Origin of the sequence: Desulfatibacillum aliphaticivorans DSM 15576 (assembly GCF_000429905.1) — a bacterium.
In the GTDB taxonomy this organism is placed as follows: domain Bacteria; phylum Desulfobacterota; class Desulfobacteria; order Desulfobacterales; family Desulfatibacillaceae; genus Desulfatibacillum; species Desulfatibacillum aliphaticivorans.
The window spans coordinates 1-16,123 of the sequence record NZ_AUCT01000001.1 but is presented as its reverse complement, the minus strand read 5'-3'; the positions used below and the strand labels follow the sequence as shown (position 1 = coordinate 16,123).

Sequence of the window (16,123 nt, the reverse complement as noted above, 5' to 3'; positions counted from 1 at the left end):
CGTTTTTCTTGGAGCAAATGGGGCGCCAATCTGAATTTGATAGTATTTCAAGTGGTTAGTAAAAATGCTTTGGACAAAATGGCTTATTTGATATTTTAAGTTGCATATAAGGTAAAAATGGGGATAAAATGTCATATTAGATAATTACTAAACATGCCGAGGCGCCATGAACATGGATGAAAACAAATTCTTCCGGGAAGCCACCCTGCGCATCTGCGGGTCCATTGAAATCGAAAAAGCCTTGTTTGACTGCCTGGATTATTTGAAAAATTTCATTCCGGCGGAGAGCGTCTATCTCCATTTTATTGATTTAAAGGAAAAAACGGGCGTTGTTTACGCCATGGCGAATGGCGATGGCGGGCGGCAGTTGAATATCCGGTTCGACTACCCCGCCCCGGTTTGGCGGCTCATTGGAGACGGCTCCGACCTGCCTGAAGAAGTGCTTTTGGATAGGGCGGATAAAGGCGCCTTGGGGCAGCACATGCTTAAAATTGCAGGTCTTTCCGGCATACGCTCCCTGATGATGATGCGCCTGAGCCTGGGCAGCAAGGAGGTGGGGGTTATCGCCTTTGAAGCCAGGGGGGAGAGCCGGTTCGGGCGGGAGCACCTTCACAGGCTGCGATTATTGCAATCCCCCTTCGCCGTGGCCATCTCCAACAGCCGAAGATATATTGAATTGCTGGAGTTGAAAAATCTCCTGGCGGATGACAACAAATACCTTCAACAGGAGCTTCTTTCCCAAAAAAGCGATGAGATTATCGGCGCGGACTTCGGCCTCAAGCACGTGATGCAGCAGGTGAACAAGGTGGCGCCCCTTTCCAGCCCCGTCCTTCTGATGGGGGAGACGGGCGTGGGCAAGGAGGTGATCGCCAACGCCATTCACAAGTACTCTTCCAGGCGGAATGAGCCGTTCATCAAGGTCAACTGCGGCGCCATTTCAGAGGCCCTGATCGACAGCGAGCTTTTCGGTCATGTGCGAGGCGCGTTTACGGGCGCCTTTGAAAACAAGCGCGGCCGGTTTGAAAGGGCGCACCAGGGCAGCATCTTCCTGGATGAAATCGGCGAACTCCCCAAGGCCGCCCAGCTTCGGCTCCTGCGCGTCTTGCAGGAAATGGAGTTTGAACCGGTGGGAAGCGCCAAGACCATCAAGGTGGACGCCCGGGTCATCGCCGCCACCAACCGGAACCTGGAGGACATGGTGGCGGAAGGCTCGTTCCGAAAGGATCTGTATTTCAGGCTGAAGGTGTTTCCCATCTACATTCCCCCTCTTAGGGAGCGGGCTTGCGACATTCCCGCTCTGACCCAATATTTCATGCACAAAAAATATCGGGAAATGGGCTTTGCCGAGTATCCCTCCTTAGCCCCGGGAGCCGTTAAAAGGCTTGAGACTTATGCATGGCCGGGCAATGTGCGCGAGTTGGAGAACGCGGTGGAAAGGGCCATGATCGTCAGCGGAGGAAAGACGCTCCATTTCGACGATTCCGGATTTGAAAAGCCAAGGAGCGTTCCGGAGGAGGCGCCCCATGACGCGGAGGACTCCCCCGCCATGCTTGATGAGGTGATCTCGAGCCATATCATAAAGATGCTGCATCGAACCAAGGGGAAGATCAACGGAGAGGACGGCGCGGCCCGGGCCATGGGCGTCAACCCGGCCACCTTGCGGAATAAAATGCGAAAGCTGGGCGTCCCCTTCGGCCGGGGCGTCCGATACAAATAGCAAAGCCCTTGGGACCGTGCGCCCAAGGGCCTCGCCCCCCGTACGCAGTCTGGTCTGTTTCCTGCGTATGGGGTTCCCCAAAGAAAAAAAAATCATGCGTCACAAGTTTAAAGATCTCAATTGAGCATTTGATTCTTTGACTAATTGCTTGTTTGGAAAAATATCCATTTTTTCCGGCTTTTGCTAGTTGACAAACCCGGTCTGTTCTGTGTAAGTAAGGGCCGCTGAGCGGGAATAACTCAGCGGTAGAGTGCGACCTTGCCAAGGTCGAAGTCGCGGGTTCAATTCCCGTTTCCCGCTCCATCCATGAAAAACAAAGGGGCTGATCCCATACGGGGCAGCCCTTTTTGCGTTTTTCGCCTCTCCAAGCCCCGCATGGAAATAAGAGGATATTCAGACCGCGGAAGTTTATAAATCCGTGTTTTCCGTGTTTAAGAACAAGCGGTGAAGATTGCGATGTCTGCTAATCCCCGTTGTTCTTTTTCGGATCGATTCCGTAGCGCTGGAGCTTGCGGACCACCGTGGACTGGTTGACGCCCATGGCCTTGGCCGCCTTGTGGGTGGAGCCGTGGGTTTCCAGGGCCTGTTGCAGGATTTCCCGCTCCAGACCCTCCAGGGCGCTTTTCAAAGACCCGCCGCCCAGCGCATGGGCCAGGCCGGACTTAGGGGCGATTCGCAGCTTCTCGGGTAAATCGGCCGGTTCGATCACGTCTCCCTTGGTGACTACCACCATGCGCTCCACCGTGTTTTCCAATTCCCGCACGTTCCCCGGCCAGTCGTAGTCGTAGAGGATGTCCAGGACGTCCGGGGCGATTTGCTTGGCGAAGCCGTATTTGCGGTTGTATTTCTCCAGAAAATGATAGGCGAAGTTGACGATGGCCTCCTTGCGCTCCCGCAGGGGAGGAATCACCACCGGCACCACGTTCAGCCGGAAATAGAGATCGTTGCGAAAGGCGCCTTTATCGACCATCCGGGACAGGTCCCGGTTGGTGGCCGCCAGGATGCGGATGTCCACGTCCATGGAATGGTTGGCGCCTACGCGCATGATTTTTTTATCCTGAAGCACGCGCAGGAGCTTGGCCTGGAGGCTCAGGGGCATTTCCCCGATTTCGTCCAGGAAAATGGTTCCGCCGTCCGCGCTTTCGAAAATGCCGGCCTTGCCCTTGGCCTTGGCGCCGGTGAAGGCGCCGGCCTCGTACCCGAATAGCTCGGATTCCAGCAATTGCTCGGGGATAGCGGCGCAGCTTATCTTGACGAAGGGCTTGTCCTTGCGGGGGCTGTTGGTGTGAATCAGGTCCGCGAAAATTTCCTTGCCCACGCCCGACTCCCCTTGGACCAGCACGGTGGCGTCCACCCTGGCAAGGCGCATGGCCAGTTCGTGGACCTCCTTCATTTTTTTGGACCGGATGACCACCGAGGGTGCGGCGCCAGCGGACTCCCGCAACTGCTCCAGTTCGTTTTCGTACCGGGTGCGGAGCACTTCCATGCGCCCCAGTTCGTTCTGGAGGTTGTACAACTCGGTCACGTCGCGCACATTGGTGACCACCAGGGAGATTTCGCCCTGGTCGTCGAAGATGGGGGTTCCGGTGACCATGACGGTCTTGCCGTTTTTGACCTTTTGCACCAAAGACTCGCCTTTGCGATTTTCCAGAACCCGCATGGAAACCGACTCGTTGAAAAAGCCCCGCTCCACCAATTCGGCCATGGTATGGCCCACAACGTCCTCCCGGCGGATGCCCGTGGTGCGTTCGTAGGCCTTGTTCACACGGAGGGTGCGGCCTTCGCCGTCCGTCACGTATATGCCGTCAAAGGAGGACTCGATGATGGCGTCCAGCTCCAGGCTGATGCGCCGGGTGTGCTCCAGCTCGTTGGAGATGGCTTCCAGTTCGGAGATGTCCTGGAGCACGGCCGTGGCGCCCACGATCCGGCCGCCCATGAAAATAGGGGTGCGGTTGGTCATGTACACCTTGCCGCCAAGGCGCACCTTCTGGGTGGATTCCGCTTTTCCCGTACGGATGATGCGGATGAGCTGGGAGTCCTCGAATAGATCGCTGATGGGCTTGCCTAGGATTTCCTCCACGCTTTTGCCCGAAACCTTGGCCAGGGATTTGTTGCAAAAGATGACCAGGCCTTCGGCGTCGATGGCCACCACCGGATTGTATATGGAGTCCAGGAAGATGCTCATCCGCCGCATGACGGACAGGGAGCCTTTGTGGATTTGCTCCGAAACCCGGGACCGGCTGACCACGCCGATGATCCTGCCTGACTCCGCAACCAGCCAATAGGCCGGCGAGCCCTCGGCCGTCTCCGGCAGCGATTCGCCGGGTAATACGCGCTGGAAATCCGTGCTGGCGAATTCCCTGGCCGGGGCCAGGGGCGGCGCCTGGGCGGCCAGGGCCCGGGCGATTTCCCTTAAGGTCAGGATTCCCTGGATATGATGGGGATCGTCCGCAATCAGCAGGTTTTTGCCCGGAGCGCCGGCCAGGATTTCCGCGCAATCCTGGATGGAGGCGCCGGCGCCCACGATTTGAATATATGCGTTGACGAATTCGGAGAATTTCATGATTTTAAAATATCATTGAAAGCGGTATGTTGTCATGCAAACAATCATGACATATTCCTGGGGAAAGATCAAAACCGGGATGGGCCTGCAGCCGGATGGGTTCCTGCGGCCGTTTTGGACCTTGCATCCAATCCTCCCGGCTTTTCCCGTCTATCCGCGAGAAGGGGATAATTGGGGGAAACAGCCGCGCCGGCTCCAAGGCGAAACCGCCCTGCAGGAAGGCCTGCAGGGCGGTCGTTAAGAAAAAAGCCTCGCCGCTCAATCAGTGCGGCGTGCTCCACTAAGGAATGATTCGTTAACGCATGCGGCGGACGGCCAGGCCCAAGCCCAGGATTGCGGCCAGCATGGCCAGGGGCAGGAGGGAGGATGCGTCTGCGCCCATGGAGCGCACAAAGCAGTTGTCATCCTTGCCGGCGTCAGCAGGCTTGTCGGATTCCACGACGCCTGCGCCGGAGGGATCCTGGATCAGGCCAAGGACGTTGTCCAGATCGTATTCGCCGTTGTCGTCGATATACAGCGTGATGGTTTTGCGGTCTGCGCTGATCAGAGCGCCTTCCAGTCCGTTAGTGTCCTTATATACCTGGACGAAGTCCACCCATTTGTTGTTGATGTACTTGTACCAGGAGTATCCCCCGGGTAATGCCTTGGGCAGGTAAATTTCGATTTCCGCCGTGTCGCCCGGAGTGTTCAAGGCCGCCTCGATGTCCAGCAGGCCGTACAGCATGTTTTCTGGGCGGTTGGTTTGGAAGGTGGCGCCCCAGTTGGCGAATTCCACGGAAGTGACTGTGCAGTTGACGCCTGCAATGCCGATGGCGTCTCCGGTGGTCCCTTCGGTTTTAATGTAGTCGGCGTTAGCATTGCCCATAAAAATCGTGCCGTAAACCTGGGCTGCAATCTGCTTGTGGGCGGCCCGCGTCGGGTGTACGTCATCCCAGTACAGGTAGCCGTCGGCGGCGGCGTATTGGGCGATATTGTCAATTTCATCCAGCGCCACAGCGGCGACTGCGGGTTCGATGGCCCGGTCGTAGAGATTGGTAACGCCGTATACGGCGGGGGTTTCGTGGGTTTTTTCTCCCATGGAGAAGATGTCTACGGGATACACGGCAACATTGGGGTAGGCGGCGCTGAAGGTCGCCAGGGCGCCGCTCAAGGCCTGATTAAAGCCCACTGTCAGGGTCAAGACGTCGTCTTCCATATCCGTGCCGTGATACAAAGGCGTGTCGCCCAGGTTGGGCAGGTTGCAGACGGCGATGTGGTCCGCGCCCAGTCCCGTCAGGGTGGCCATGCCGGTGTATATGTTATTGACGGCATTGCCGATGACTGCAGGAGCCGTGGAAGGATCGCTCATGCCCAAAAAGTCGTTTCCGCCTATCCAGACCACCACCAGGGATTTTTCGGGTATGGTGTACCCGGCGTTAAGCCAGCCGTTGACCTGAAACAAAAAGTCCGTGTCGCACGCGCCGGTTTCGGCGCCGCCGAACGCATTGTTAAAGAAGATGGGCGTGCCGTAAGTGGTTTCGGGCTCCACAGGGGGCGTCAAGGCGAGTTTGCCCATTACAATGGAATTGGTAATGGTCGATTCCATCAAAAGGACGTCGTTGTCGATATCCATGAAATCAGCCGCGACCTCGCACCATGTGGGGCCGTTGGAAAACCTTCCCTGCCAATAGCCGCTGGCGCTGGGGCTTGCGCCTCCGGTAATCAACTGAATATTCCCTGAATCGGACAGGCTGTCCCCGAAAACGATCAGGTTTTCCACATCCGGCGGCACATAAGCATCCATGGTTGCATAGGCCGGGACGCAAAACATGAATAAAGCGAGTACAAGGCATAGAACTGCGCAACGATTTTTCATAACGGTTCCTTTCGCATGGGGATGGGTATAGACGGGCGGTTTCCAATCTAATGAATGGCACATTGCCACACCTGTGCAATTTTATCAATACAAAAATCTAACAAACACGTTGCCGGACGCGAACTTTAGACGCTTGTTTAAGCATAATAATAACAGCAATTTTATATAAAGACCTGTCCTTATAGAAGCCGGACAGAAAACCGCGGGCGGAAAAAAACTCGAAATTTGACGTAAAGGCTTCTTCACTACATGGCGGCACGATAATTGCTTCATTTTCTAAAAAGCCTGGAGCGTCTTTGGACGGGCGCCTTCCGGATAACGTATTTCATTTGCAAGCAAGATCAAGGGTTTTGGTTTGATAGATACATTGAGAAAACAATTAAGGGATTATTTTCAAACCGTGCTTTTTCCAGGAACGGAATCGGAGCCCGCTTGGCTGGCTTTGCGGGAGGAATTGCTGCAGCTCATTGTTATTGGAGGCTCCATTCTGGGCGCCCTCGTGCTTTTGCCAAGCGCCGTGCTTACCGTCATGGAAGGGAAGTGGGGCGTGGCGGTCCTGGATTTTATTATTTATGAGTGGATTTTGTCCTTGCTGCTGTTCCGGCAATATCTCAGTTATAAAATACGGGCGTACAGTTTATGCCATTTGGTTTATTTACTGGGCGTCATGATTTTTGTGCAGTTGGGGCCTCTTCGTCCAGGCCTGGTTTATCTGTTTTGCTTCCAGGTTTTCGCGGCGGTGCTGCTTGGCGCACGCGCGGCGGTGTATGCAGGACTGTTGAACGTGCTGGCGTTGACGGCGATCGGGGTCATGCTGCACTTGGGGATGATGGATATGGCCGTTCCCCTGGATCGTCCGGTTTTTCGCTGGTCCGTCATAGGCGCCAATTTTTTGCTGGCAAGCATCATTGTGGCCGCGATCATTACGGCGGTGGGCAACGGCATGAATCGGGCCTTACGCATGCAAAAGGCGTCCGCAGCCATCATCAAGGAAAAGGCCCAGGCGCAGATGCGGGCGAATCAGGCCCTGGAAGCCAGCGAAAAGCAGTTTGCCATGGCATTGCAAGGATCTCTTGAAGGGTTATGGGACTGGAACCTTCAAACCAGGAGCGTGGCGTTTTCCCTGGATTGGAAGAGGATGCTCGGGTACACGAAGTTTGAAATCGGCAATACCATGGACGAGTTCATTGGCCGGGTTCACCCGGAAGAGCAGGGGCGTATGAGTGCGCTGTTTGAGGGTTTAAAGGCCAAGGACGGCGCTGATTCCTTTGAGCGAAAGTGCCGGATGAGGCTGAAAAACGGCGAGTACAACACCTTTTGGGTGCGGGGCCATGTCCAGCGCGACGACCAGGGGCATATGCTTCGCGTGCTTGGATCGCAGACAAACCTTACCCAGATGAACCGGGCGGAGGCCGCGCTTAAGGAAAGCGAGGATAACTATAGGGCTTTGGTTGAGCAGTCCCTTCAGGGCGTCGCCATATTCAGCCTGGATCCTCCTGAAATGATGTACGTCAACCCGTCCCTGAGCAGGATGCTGGGGTATTCCCCCTCTGAGCTTAAGAAACTTCCCTTTGATCGACTGAAGCAATGGCTGCACCCGGGAGACCAGCACTCGCTGCAAGGCGCCGTGGAAAGGCTCCTGGCCCGGAAGCCCGTGCCTCCCCTTATGGAATATCGCCTCAAGGACAGGGATGGAAATCTGATCTGGCTGGAGGCTTCCAGCGCCCGGATTCGGTATCAGGGCAGGGACGCCTTGCTCACGACCGCCTTGGACGTTACGCAGAAGAAAAAGGCGGAGCAGGAGCGGGCCAACCTGGAAGAAAAATTGCGGCAGTTTGAAAAAAAACGGGCGTTTGGCGAGGCGGCGGGGGGAGTCGTCATGGACGTCTCCGGCTATCTGGGGCCCATCATCAAACAGGCGGAGTCGGCGGAGCGAAATCTTCCCCCGGATCATCCGGCAAAGCGGGATTTGCTCGTAATTTGTAAGATGGCCCGAGAGGCCGCGGATCTGGCCATCCAAGTCTCTGAGGTTCAAACTCTTTCAAAACGGGAGGGCGCCTCCGTGAATGTAGTCCGGATTGTGGATGAATCGGTTCAGTCCATCCAATCGGAAGCCCGGGAGCACGTCCGCATAAAAAGGCTGGGGAGCTACCGGTGCAGAACCGTCAGAGGCGATCATCAAGGCATACGTCAAATGATTTACGCCTTATGTTCGCGGGCCTGGAAGGCGGCGGCCGTAAATGAGGGCGAAATGACAGTTTCGCTAGAGGAGGCGCGTATAGGACAGGCTGACTTGGCGCCGGATTCCCTCCTATATCCTGGAGTCTATTTGCGCCTGTCCGTGTCGCATCCCTGTAGGGGAAACGAACCGGAGATACCGCTAAAAGTTTACAGCCCGCTGGTTTTTAAAGACATTCCATGCATGGAAGGCAATGTGGACCTTCTTTTGATTCAGTTCATCGTCAAACGCCATGACGGGGAGTTTCAGGTCAGCTGCAAACCCAATAAAGGCTTTACTTATAGTATTGTTCTTCCTTTGGAGGGCGCCCCCGAGGAAGCAAGGCGTGTGCTGGACATAGGCGCTCTTCCGGCGGGGAACGAACGAATTTTAATGGTGGATGACGAAAAACCCATTTTGGACATGACCCGGCAGACCTTGGAACGTTTGGGCTACCAGGTGACGGCCTTGACTTCCGCCGCCGGCGCCTGGGAAAAATTTCAGGAAAATCCGGGCAAGTTCGATATCGTCATCACGGATTACAATATGCCGGGCATGACCGGCGACAAGCTGGTCCGGAATCTGTTCAGCCTCAGGCCGCAGATTCCGGTTATTATGTGCACGGGGTTTTCCGAGAAGTTTTCGGAAAATCTGGCCAGGGAGCTTGGGATTGTGGAATACGTCACCAAGCCCGTACTTATGCAGGAATTCGCCCATACCATCAGAAAAGTCCTGGATGGGCCGCAGGATGCCCCCGGCTCCCTTCAAGGGGGCGGATATGACAAGGGCATGGAAAAAATTGTCCAGGGCATGGTCCATGGTCGCAGCATGGCTAAAATCTGATCAACGGCGCATGCAACGGCATTTTCCACCATGGAGGTGCAATTTTTCAGCATATCAACCAAAGCCAGGCCGCCGGTTCCTTCCATGGTGAGGATGACGTCCGGCCCCGTATTGCGATCCATTAATCTTTCCAGCACCTCCCCCCCGCACTGTCGTCCTGCAGTACGGCGGAGCCTAATCCAAGCACCTGGGTTTTCATACGGTAATCCTGTTTAATTTCAAAAACGACACGGGGTCCCCGTTGCCGCTATTGGGTCATGACGCTGGTAAAAAAAACGCAATCATCCCTCCTTCAAGGTCCAGGCTGCAACGGTGAGAAAGCCGATCAGCCTTTTCATTTTTGTGATTGTGGGTGACCTTGAAGGCGCCGGTATCACTTCTGATCCCTCCGCCTTGTCATTCTTGGGCGTCGCCTCCCTTCAAAACGCTCGTTTCACCCTATGTGCGCACATTGATCATCGGCACATGGACATTCTGTTCGTAGGAAGCCGGCCCTCTGCGGCTTTCCTAAAGAAATTCAGCCCCCGCAGCGTGGGCTCGCCGCCCTGCCAGGTGAAAACGATTTCTTTGCCTGCCTGATGCACCGTCATATTTACAGAAAAAAAGAAAGCAGTTTTTTCAAACGAATGGGGGTTGTTCCGAAGACGATCATGCGGAAGAGGACGATTGCAAGGGCTGCGATGGGCACGGCGAACCGTCCTGCAGCGTCTAAAATCTTCCGGGTAAGGCTTGGGGCCTCCCCTTCTTCTTCAAACTGCACCTGAGAGGCCAGGCGGCTGCTTGCAACCACTTTGTACAGCAAGGGCGAGGAGCAGCCCACAGCCAGGATGAATCCGTGCTCCAGGAGGGGGATCTTAAAAAGCATGGGGCCTTTTTGGATGGCGGGGCTCCAGATATCCTTGAAAGCGTCCGGGTAAATAAGCAGGATCACCCAGTACCAGCACAGATTGAAAACAAGCATGATCAGGCCGGAGAAGGCGCAAACCTTGACCAGGTCCGGCCTGATGATCAACAACAGGGCGGTTGTGGCCGCCAGCATAGCCATGAAATTCTCCACGGAGTTCAGCCGGACGAAAACCATCATGGTTACAAAAACCACGGCGTTCACCAAAACCAGGGCCGCAGCGGGCAGCCATCTGGGGCTTCGGGCCGGCGCGTAGTCAACCCTGGCGATGACCTCGTAAATTTTTGCGGATATTCCGCCGTAAAAAAATCCGTAGAGGAAGCTCTCGAAGTTGTACAAGTCCGAAATGGTCTGGGGATGCCAGTAGTCCCGGAATGATACGTACCGGTCGAAAAACATGGCGCCCGCGCCCGCCAGAATGCCTATGTATATGATTTCCTCCCACCCGGTTTTCTTTTTGTACAGAATCAGCGCCCAGAAGGGAACCAGCAGGGCGACGCTCCAGAGGTAGTAATACTGATAGAGGCAATTGCTTTGCATGGGATTTGCTCCGTTCAAGGCCGTTGATAGATTGACGCGCACAATATCATATCCATGGGGGGGCGCCAAGAAGAGGGGGCGTTGTTTTTTGGGGCGCTGATTTGGAGTTTTGCGACAATTCCACGATGACGCTGGGTCCCCGTTTCCGCCATTGCGTCATTATGATTGCAAAGCTGCCCGCAATCATAATGCCTCTCTGGCTGCACGGGGATGACGGAGAGAGGCGGTCGTTGCATATTGTATGTCATGGATGCGCCTTAGCCAATAACCGGGGAAAGCCCACGGCCTTTGAACTTTCCTGCTCCCTTTCAGCCCGTCATCCCGGCAAGGGTGGTCTGCTTTTCAGGACCGCCCGCAAGCCGGGACCCAGTGTCATTATGCATGAGGCCGGCAAGGCATGGAAAAAGGCTTCCGGATCCCCGTTTCCGGAAGTGCGGGTTAGAGGGCGTGATCCTTATCTCAATCTGATTGTTGGGAAAATTTGCCTTTTTTGCGGAGATAAGGGCATGTCCCCGAAATCCAATTTCCCGCAGGGATGCAGAAGGGAGGTCTCCATGCACACAAGACCGGCGAACCACTATATATGGCGGTTGATTTTAAAAAAGGGTTGCACGAAAAGGGCTTGGGGGATATTTCTGGGCGCAGGCATGTGGAATCGCTATTGATAGCAGCCTTCCGCATATTCTATAATCCTGGAAAAAACCTTTTTAAGGAAAAGGCGCCGGATTTGACATCGGATAGACGCAAGCTAAGGGATCTTACAACCATCGCCGAAATCAGCCTGAAGCTGACTTCGGAGCTGGAGCCGGAGTCCCTGTTTTACCTTATTGTCTTTTACGCCTCCGTGCTTTTGGAGGCGGGCAAGGCCGTGCTTTGGGTCGTAGATCCTGAGACGAACGAGCATAAGGTGAAGGCGGTCCATGGTTATGAAAATGACCAGGAGATGTTGAATCAGGTGTATCTGGGGTCGTTCAACGCGGAATGGGGGGAGGACGAGGCGCCTTTTACTGTGGTGCGGCCCCAGGCTCGCGCAAAACTGCCGTTTTTAAATCCCGGCTGCGAGTATGAAGCCATTGTGGCGCCGGTTTCGGGAAAGCGGGAGGCGATCGGCGCTCTCATTGTTGAGGACAAACTCAGCGGCGAGCCTTTTTCATCCTATGACGGGGAGATTTTGCATCTGCTGGCGGCTCATGCCGGGATCGCCATAGAGAACGCCCGGCTTTACCAGGAGCAGGACCGGCTTGTGCAGCTCCGCACCCGCGACCTGGAGGCCGAACGCAACAAGTCGGAGCAACTGCTGCTTAACATCCTGCCGGATGAGGTTTACCGGGAGCTCAAGACGCGGGGGCGCGTCACGCCCAAGCGCCATGACAGCGTCACCATACTTTTTGCGGATTTTGTGGATTTTACGGCTCACGCCGAGAAAATATCGCCCGAAGAATTGATAGACGACCTGGAGGCCAGCTACGCCCTGTTTGATGAGATCGTGGAAGCCCGCGGCCTGGAAAAGCTGAAGACCATCGGCGACTCCTACATGTGCGCCGGAGGTCTGACTGTCTTGAACGAAAACCACGCCATGGATTGCGTGCAGGCCGGCCTTGACATGGTGGAGAGCATCAAGGCCATCAAACAGGCCCGTCAGGCCCTGGGCATCAACTCCTGGGACGTGCGCGTGGGCATCCATACCGGGCCGGTGGTGGCGGGGGTCATCGGCCAGACAAAGTTCAGCTATGACGTTTGGGGGGAAGCGGTCAACCTGGCCAGCCGGATGGAGGCCAACGGCATTCCCAACAAAGTAAATATTTCAGAGGCCACCTATTTGCAGGTGAAGGACCAATTCCAATGCGATCCGCGCGGCATGATCCGCCTTAAGGGGATTGGAAAGGCTCAAATGTATCTGGTGAAGGCCCTTAAAGACCGGAAGTGCGATTAAAGATTGCCTTGAATCATGGACAATCTTAACAAAAAGGCTTGCCAAGTCTGCATGGGGCAAGTTAAAAAAAGTCACCGGATCAGTTTAACGAGCCTGAACAATAAGTAAAAAAAATAAAGCACAAAGGTGACCAAATGGAAAATCTCGTTTTTAATGATTTAACCATCGAGGTCGGTGAACCCGTTTCGGGCAAAATCAGACTGGACTGGAAAGGGAAGAGCAACGACCGTCAGCCCCGGAAAATCCTCGATCCGTTCTTTGTAATGGTCTGCGATGCAGCCAAGGAAATGCAATCCGCCATTGAGATGCATTTCGAGGACCTGGAGTATTTTAACTCCTCCACCATCACCGCCATCATTCAGTTAATCCAGGATTTGCGGAACAAGCAGGTTCCTTTAGAAATAGTCTATGATCAGACCATGAAATGGCAGAAGCTCAGTTTTGACGCTTTGAAGATATTTGAGAAAAAACAGGAAGGGTTGTTAAAAATAAGCGCCATCGAATAGGAGGGCGAAGATGGAAGTTGACATCAAGCTGAACACTCCGTTGGGTCAGGAGTGGGAAAGCGCCGAATCCTTACGCGTCGCAATCGTAGGTTGCCTGGAGGCCCTCTTCAGGGATCGGGATTTTGGACAGGCGGTTGGGATGGTTAGCAGGGAGCTGGTGGAAAACGCCATCAAATACGGAGACTGGGAGCATTCGGACCCTTCCCTTTTCCAGTTTAGTTTCATACTGACCAATGACGAAATCATCGTCCAGGTTTCCAATCCCGTTTCCACAGACGAAAACACGCCAAAGGAACTTTTGGACGCCATTGACTGGATCAAGCAATTTTCTTCTCCGGCGGAAGCCTACATGGCCCGCATGCAACAGGTGGCGGAGCAGCCCAAGGATTCCAAGCTGAGCTGCCTGGGGCTGGTTCGGGTCGCCTACGAAGGGAATTTTGAGCTCGACGCCTATATGGATGATAATAACGTGATCCATATCAAAGCCACATCCAAAATAGAAAACCGATAGGAACAAAAAATGGATCTCATGTTCGTTAAAAGAATCGCCGGCCTTTCCTGCATCCTCATTACGCTGTCGTTGCTCGTCCTGCCCGGCTGCGCCATCAACGACGCCATCACCGACGCCATCGCCAACAACAACGCGAAGGCCGACGAAAATGAAAAGTTGTTTTTGGACGGCATGCTTTTCGCCTACGAAGGGGATTATGACCAGGCGTACGAGGTTTTCGGGCAAGTGGATAAAAGCCACCATCTCTACCTGCTTGCACGGAAGGAGATGCAGGAGATTGATTTGATGCGCGCTCAGCCCCAGCCCCAGCCCCAGGCCCAACCCCAGGCGGCGGAGCCTGCAAAGCCCGTTTATAAGCTCCCAGCCTGGCGCGTTGCAGAATATAAAAGATTTACGGCCGAGGCAAAGGCTTATGACGACAAGGGAGAATACGAACTCGCCTATATCTCCTATCAAAACGCTAAAAAGGTGGCGGCCAAGGATAATGGGCTCGCCAACATCGCCCAGAGAAGAAAAGCGGAAGTAGAACCCAAGGCCATATCCGCCATAAAGGCCAAATTGCAAAAAGCGGACGAACTGGATCAGAAGTACGAGTTTCAGGAAATTATAGACATGTTGAGGCCCATCGCCCACGTTCCCCTCATGAAAGAGGATGTCCATGAAAAATTGGCCTCCGCTTTGCACAAATTAGCCCTGGTCAACTATCAGCAGTCCAATTACAAGACTGCAGCGGATCTGTTTGATGAGGAATACAAATACAGGCCCGAAAAGTCCGTCAAGGAGTTGAGCATAAAGGCCCGCAAGCTTTCCGAGGCCTTGGAGTCGAATTAGGGATTTTATAAAAGACCACGGAGGGCCTTTTTCTTGAGTCTGCGAATAAAACTCACCCTGCTAAACCTGTTGCTCATTCTGGTGGTGGGAGTCACCCTGACCGGATATATGGCGTCAATGCAACAACGGGACCTGCTGCATGAAAAGATTATCAGGGCTCAATCCCTGCTGGACAATCTTATTATACAAAACAAGGAAGTCCTCATCCTGAAAGACGACTTCGCCCTGGAAATCTCCGCCAGGCGCTTCATAAAAAATCAGGACATTTTATTTCTGCTGGTGGAATATGGAAACCACCGGCTTTTTGTGACCGAAGAAGCCGACAAACAGTATTTGCAGACTATTGCCGAATCAGGCCAATCCGAATCCGCCTTCCATAAAGAGCCTGTGCGCTTGCTGCAAAAAGAGATGGTTGTAGGCGACAAGGTGATGGGAAATTACGTCCTGGGCCTGTCTCTGGCCAGCCTGCGGGAAAAAACGGCCAAGACCATGGAGCGGGCCGCCCTCATCGCCTCCCTGCTCACCCTCTCCTTTATGCTGATCGCTCTGTTGGTCACCCGCCGCATGCTGCGGCCCATCTGGGACATCGGAGAGTTCGCCCGGGACCTTGGTTCCGGCGCCCTGGGGCGGCAAATAGAGATTAAACGCAAGGATGAGATCGGCCGCCTCGCCGATGTTATGAACTGGATGTCAAAAGAGCTTTTAACCGCGCAAAACGACTTGGTCCAAAAGCAATTGCTGGAACAGGAATTTGAGATCGCCCAGAACATCCAGCAGCAATTTTTGCCAAAGGAAAAAATTCAAGTCCCGAATTTACTCTACGAGACCTATTTCAAGCCCGCCAGGCAGGTCGGCGGCGACGCATTTGACTTCTTCCAACTGGCTGACGGCAAGGTGGGATTCATGGTTGCGGACGTGGCCGGAAAGGGCGTAGAGGGCGCCCTGGGCATGATCATCACCATCACCATGCTTCATACCGTGATAAGCCGGGGCGTGAACGACCCTCTCAAGATCATGAGCCAAGTCAACGATGAACTGCTGACGAATCTGCCCGGAACCATGTTTGTCACCATGGCCTTCGCCGTGTTCGATCCGGAGCAGGGCACGCTCACCCTTGCGTCGGCTGGACACCCGGAAATGTATCATATGAGCGCTGATCAAACCGTCAATTTATTTGAGGAAAACGCCGGCGTCCCCCTTGGCATGGTTGAAAGCGAACTCTGGGAAACGGAAATCCAACAAAAAGAGATTCGGATGAAAGAGGGCGAAAGCCTGGTGATATACACGGACGGCGTCACCGAGACCTTCAATGAGAAAGGGGATCTTTTCGGCGACGAAAATCTGACTTCCTTTCTGGACGAAAACCGCTTGCTCAATCCCTCGGAGTTTGTGCAGGCGCTCATTGACCGTTTGGATTCCTTCAGAGGCCAGGGCGACATGCTGGATGACGACATTACCGTGCTGGTTCTGAAACATTCTGCATAAAAGCCGGGCGCGCCGTTATTCTTCGGCGCTCCGTTCGTCCCTGCGCGTTGACCACCAATCCATGAGAAGTTCTTTATACCAGTCTACGCTGTATATGCTGTTTGAATTGAACATACCACAAAACCTGCCTTCGACAGTTGTAGGCTAGTATGAGCGGGAATTTGGGGTGCTGACGGGCGAAAAGCCTTGATATTCCCCAAATCCGGATTTATTTGAC

10 protein-coding genes and 1 tRNA gene are annotated in these 16,123 nt (G+C 54.3%); 8 read left to right on the top strand and 3 right to left on the bottom strand.

Annotated features, from left to right (window positions below; all coding sequences use genetic code 11):
* Nucleotides 1-172: 172 nt before the first annotated feature.
* The gene (locus G491_RS0100070) at nucleotides 173-1,717 is read left to right on the top strand and encodes a sigma-54 interaction domain-containing protein (RefSeq protein WP_248635279.1); all 1,545 of its coding nucleotides are present in this window, start codon (nucleotides 173-175) and stop codon (nucleotides 1,715-1,717) included.
* Nucleotides 1,718-1,945: 228 nt separating this feature from the next.
* Nucleotides 1,946-2,020: transfer RNA gene (locus tag G491_RS0100065), tRNA-Gly, on the top strand.
* Between the two features lie 160 nt (nucleotides 2,021-2,180).
* On the opposite strand, the gene G491_RS0100060 is transcribed toward G491_RS0100065, so the two are convergent.
* Both G491_RS0100060 and G491_RS0100050 read right to left on the bottom strand, forming a co-directional pair.
* Nucleotides 2,181-4,280, bottom strand: coding sequence for a sigma 54-interacting transcriptional regulator (locus G491_RS0100060; RefSeq protein ID WP_028313133.1), 2,100 nt, complete (start codon nucleotides 4,278-4,280; stop codon nucleotides 2,181-2,183).
* Nucleotides 4,281-4,575: 295 nt separating this feature from the next.
* A complete protein-coding gene (locus G491_RS0100050) occupies nucleotides 4,576-6,135 on the bottom strand; it encodes an SGNH/GDSL hydrolase family protein (RefSeq protein ID WP_028313131.1) in 1,560 nt (519 codons plus the stop codon).
* Nucleotides 6,136-6,490: 355 nt separating this feature from the next.
* Between G491_RS0100050 and G491_RS0100045 the strand changes: the two genes are divergently transcribed.
* Nucleotides 6,491-9,196 (top strand): hybrid sensor histidine kinase/response regulator, encoded by a 2,706-nt coding sequence (locus G491_RS0100045; RefSeq protein ID WP_169829366.1) that lies wholly within the window; start codon nucleotides 6,491-6,493, stop codon nucleotides 9,194-9,196.
* A 592-nt stretch (nucleotides 9,197-9,788) separates the two neighbouring features.
* On the opposite strand, the gene G491_RS0100035 is transcribed toward G491_RS0100045, so the two are convergent.
* Nucleotides 9,789-10,640, bottom strand: coding sequence for a lycopene cyclase domain-containing protein (locus G491_RS0100035; protein WP_028313128.1), 852 nt, complete (start codon nucleotides 10,638-10,640; stop codon nucleotides 9,789-9,791).
* Nucleotides 10,641-11,367: 727 nt separating this feature from the next.
* Between G491_RS0100035 and G491_RS33065 the strand changes: the two genes are divergently transcribed.
* From G491_RS33065 to G491_RS0100005, 5 genes are all read left to right on the top strand, one after another.
* Nucleotides 11,368-12,573 carry an adenylate/guanylate cyclase domain-containing protein gene (locus G491_RS33065; RefSeq protein WP_169829365.1) on the top strand — a complete coding sequence of 402 codons (1,206 nt, stop codon included), beginning with the start codon at nucleotides 11,368-11,370 and terminating at the stop codon, nucleotides 12,571-12,573.
* A 134-nt stretch (nucleotides 12,574-12,707) separates the two neighbouring features.
* The gene (locus G491_RS0100020; protein ID WP_012610419.1) at nucleotides 12,708-13,079 is read left to right on the top strand and encodes a SiaC family regulatory phosphoprotein; all 372 of its coding nucleotides are present in this window, start codon (nucleotides 12,708-12,710) and stop codon (nucleotides 13,077-13,079) included.
* A gap of 10 nt (nucleotides 13,080-13,089) precedes the next feature.
* Complete coding sequence (locus G491_RS0100015) at nucleotides 13,090-13,590, top strand: hypothetical protein (protein ID WP_028313126.1); 501 nt, start codon at nucleotides 13,090-13,092, stop codon at nucleotides 13,588-13,590.
* A 9-nt stretch (nucleotides 13,591-13,599) separates the two neighbouring features.
* On the top strand, nucleotides 13,600-14,421 hold the full coding sequence (locus G491_RS0100010; protein WP_028313125.1) for a hypothetical protein: 822 nt from the start codon (nucleotides 13,600-13,602) through the stop codon (nucleotides 14,419-14,421).
* A gap of 33 nt (nucleotides 14,422-14,454) precedes the next feature.
* Nucleotides 14,455-15,906, top strand: a complete 1,452-nt coding sequence (locus tag G491_RS0100005; RefSeq protein WP_028313124.1) for a SpoIIE family protein phosphatase — start codon at nucleotides 14,455-14,457, stop codon at nucleotides 15,904-15,906.
* The last annotated feature ends 217 nt before the right edge of the window (nucleotides 15,907-16,123 follow it).

Coding starts and splice junctions, on each gene's coding strand:
- G491_RS0100070 (WP_248635279.1), top strand. CDS start 173: ATGGATGAAAACAAATTCTTCCGGGAAGCCACCCTGCGCATCTGCGGG.
- G491_RS0100060 (WP_028313133.1), bottom strand. CDS start 4,280: ATGAAATTCTCCGAATTCGTCAACGCATATATTCAAATCGTGGGCGCC.
- G491_RS0100050 (WP_028313131.1), bottom strand. CDS start 6,135: ATGAAAAATCGTTGCGCAGTTCTATGCCTTGTACTCGCTTTATTCATG.
- G491_RS0100035 (WP_028313128.1), bottom strand. CDS start 10,640: ATGCAAAGCAATTGCCTCTATCAGTATTACTACCTCTGGAGCGTCGCC.
- G491_RS0100020 (WP_012610419.1), top strand. CDS start 12,708: ATGGAAAATCTCGTTTTTAATGATTTAACCATCGAGGTCGGTGAACCC.
- G491_RS0100015 (WP_028313126.1), top strand. CDS start 13,090: ATGGAAGTTGACATCAAGCTGAACACTCCGTTGGGTCAGGAGTGGGAA.
- G491_RS0100010 (WP_028313125.1), top strand. CDS start 13,600: ATGGATCTCATGTTCGTTAAAAGAATCGCCGGCCTTTCCTGCATCCTC.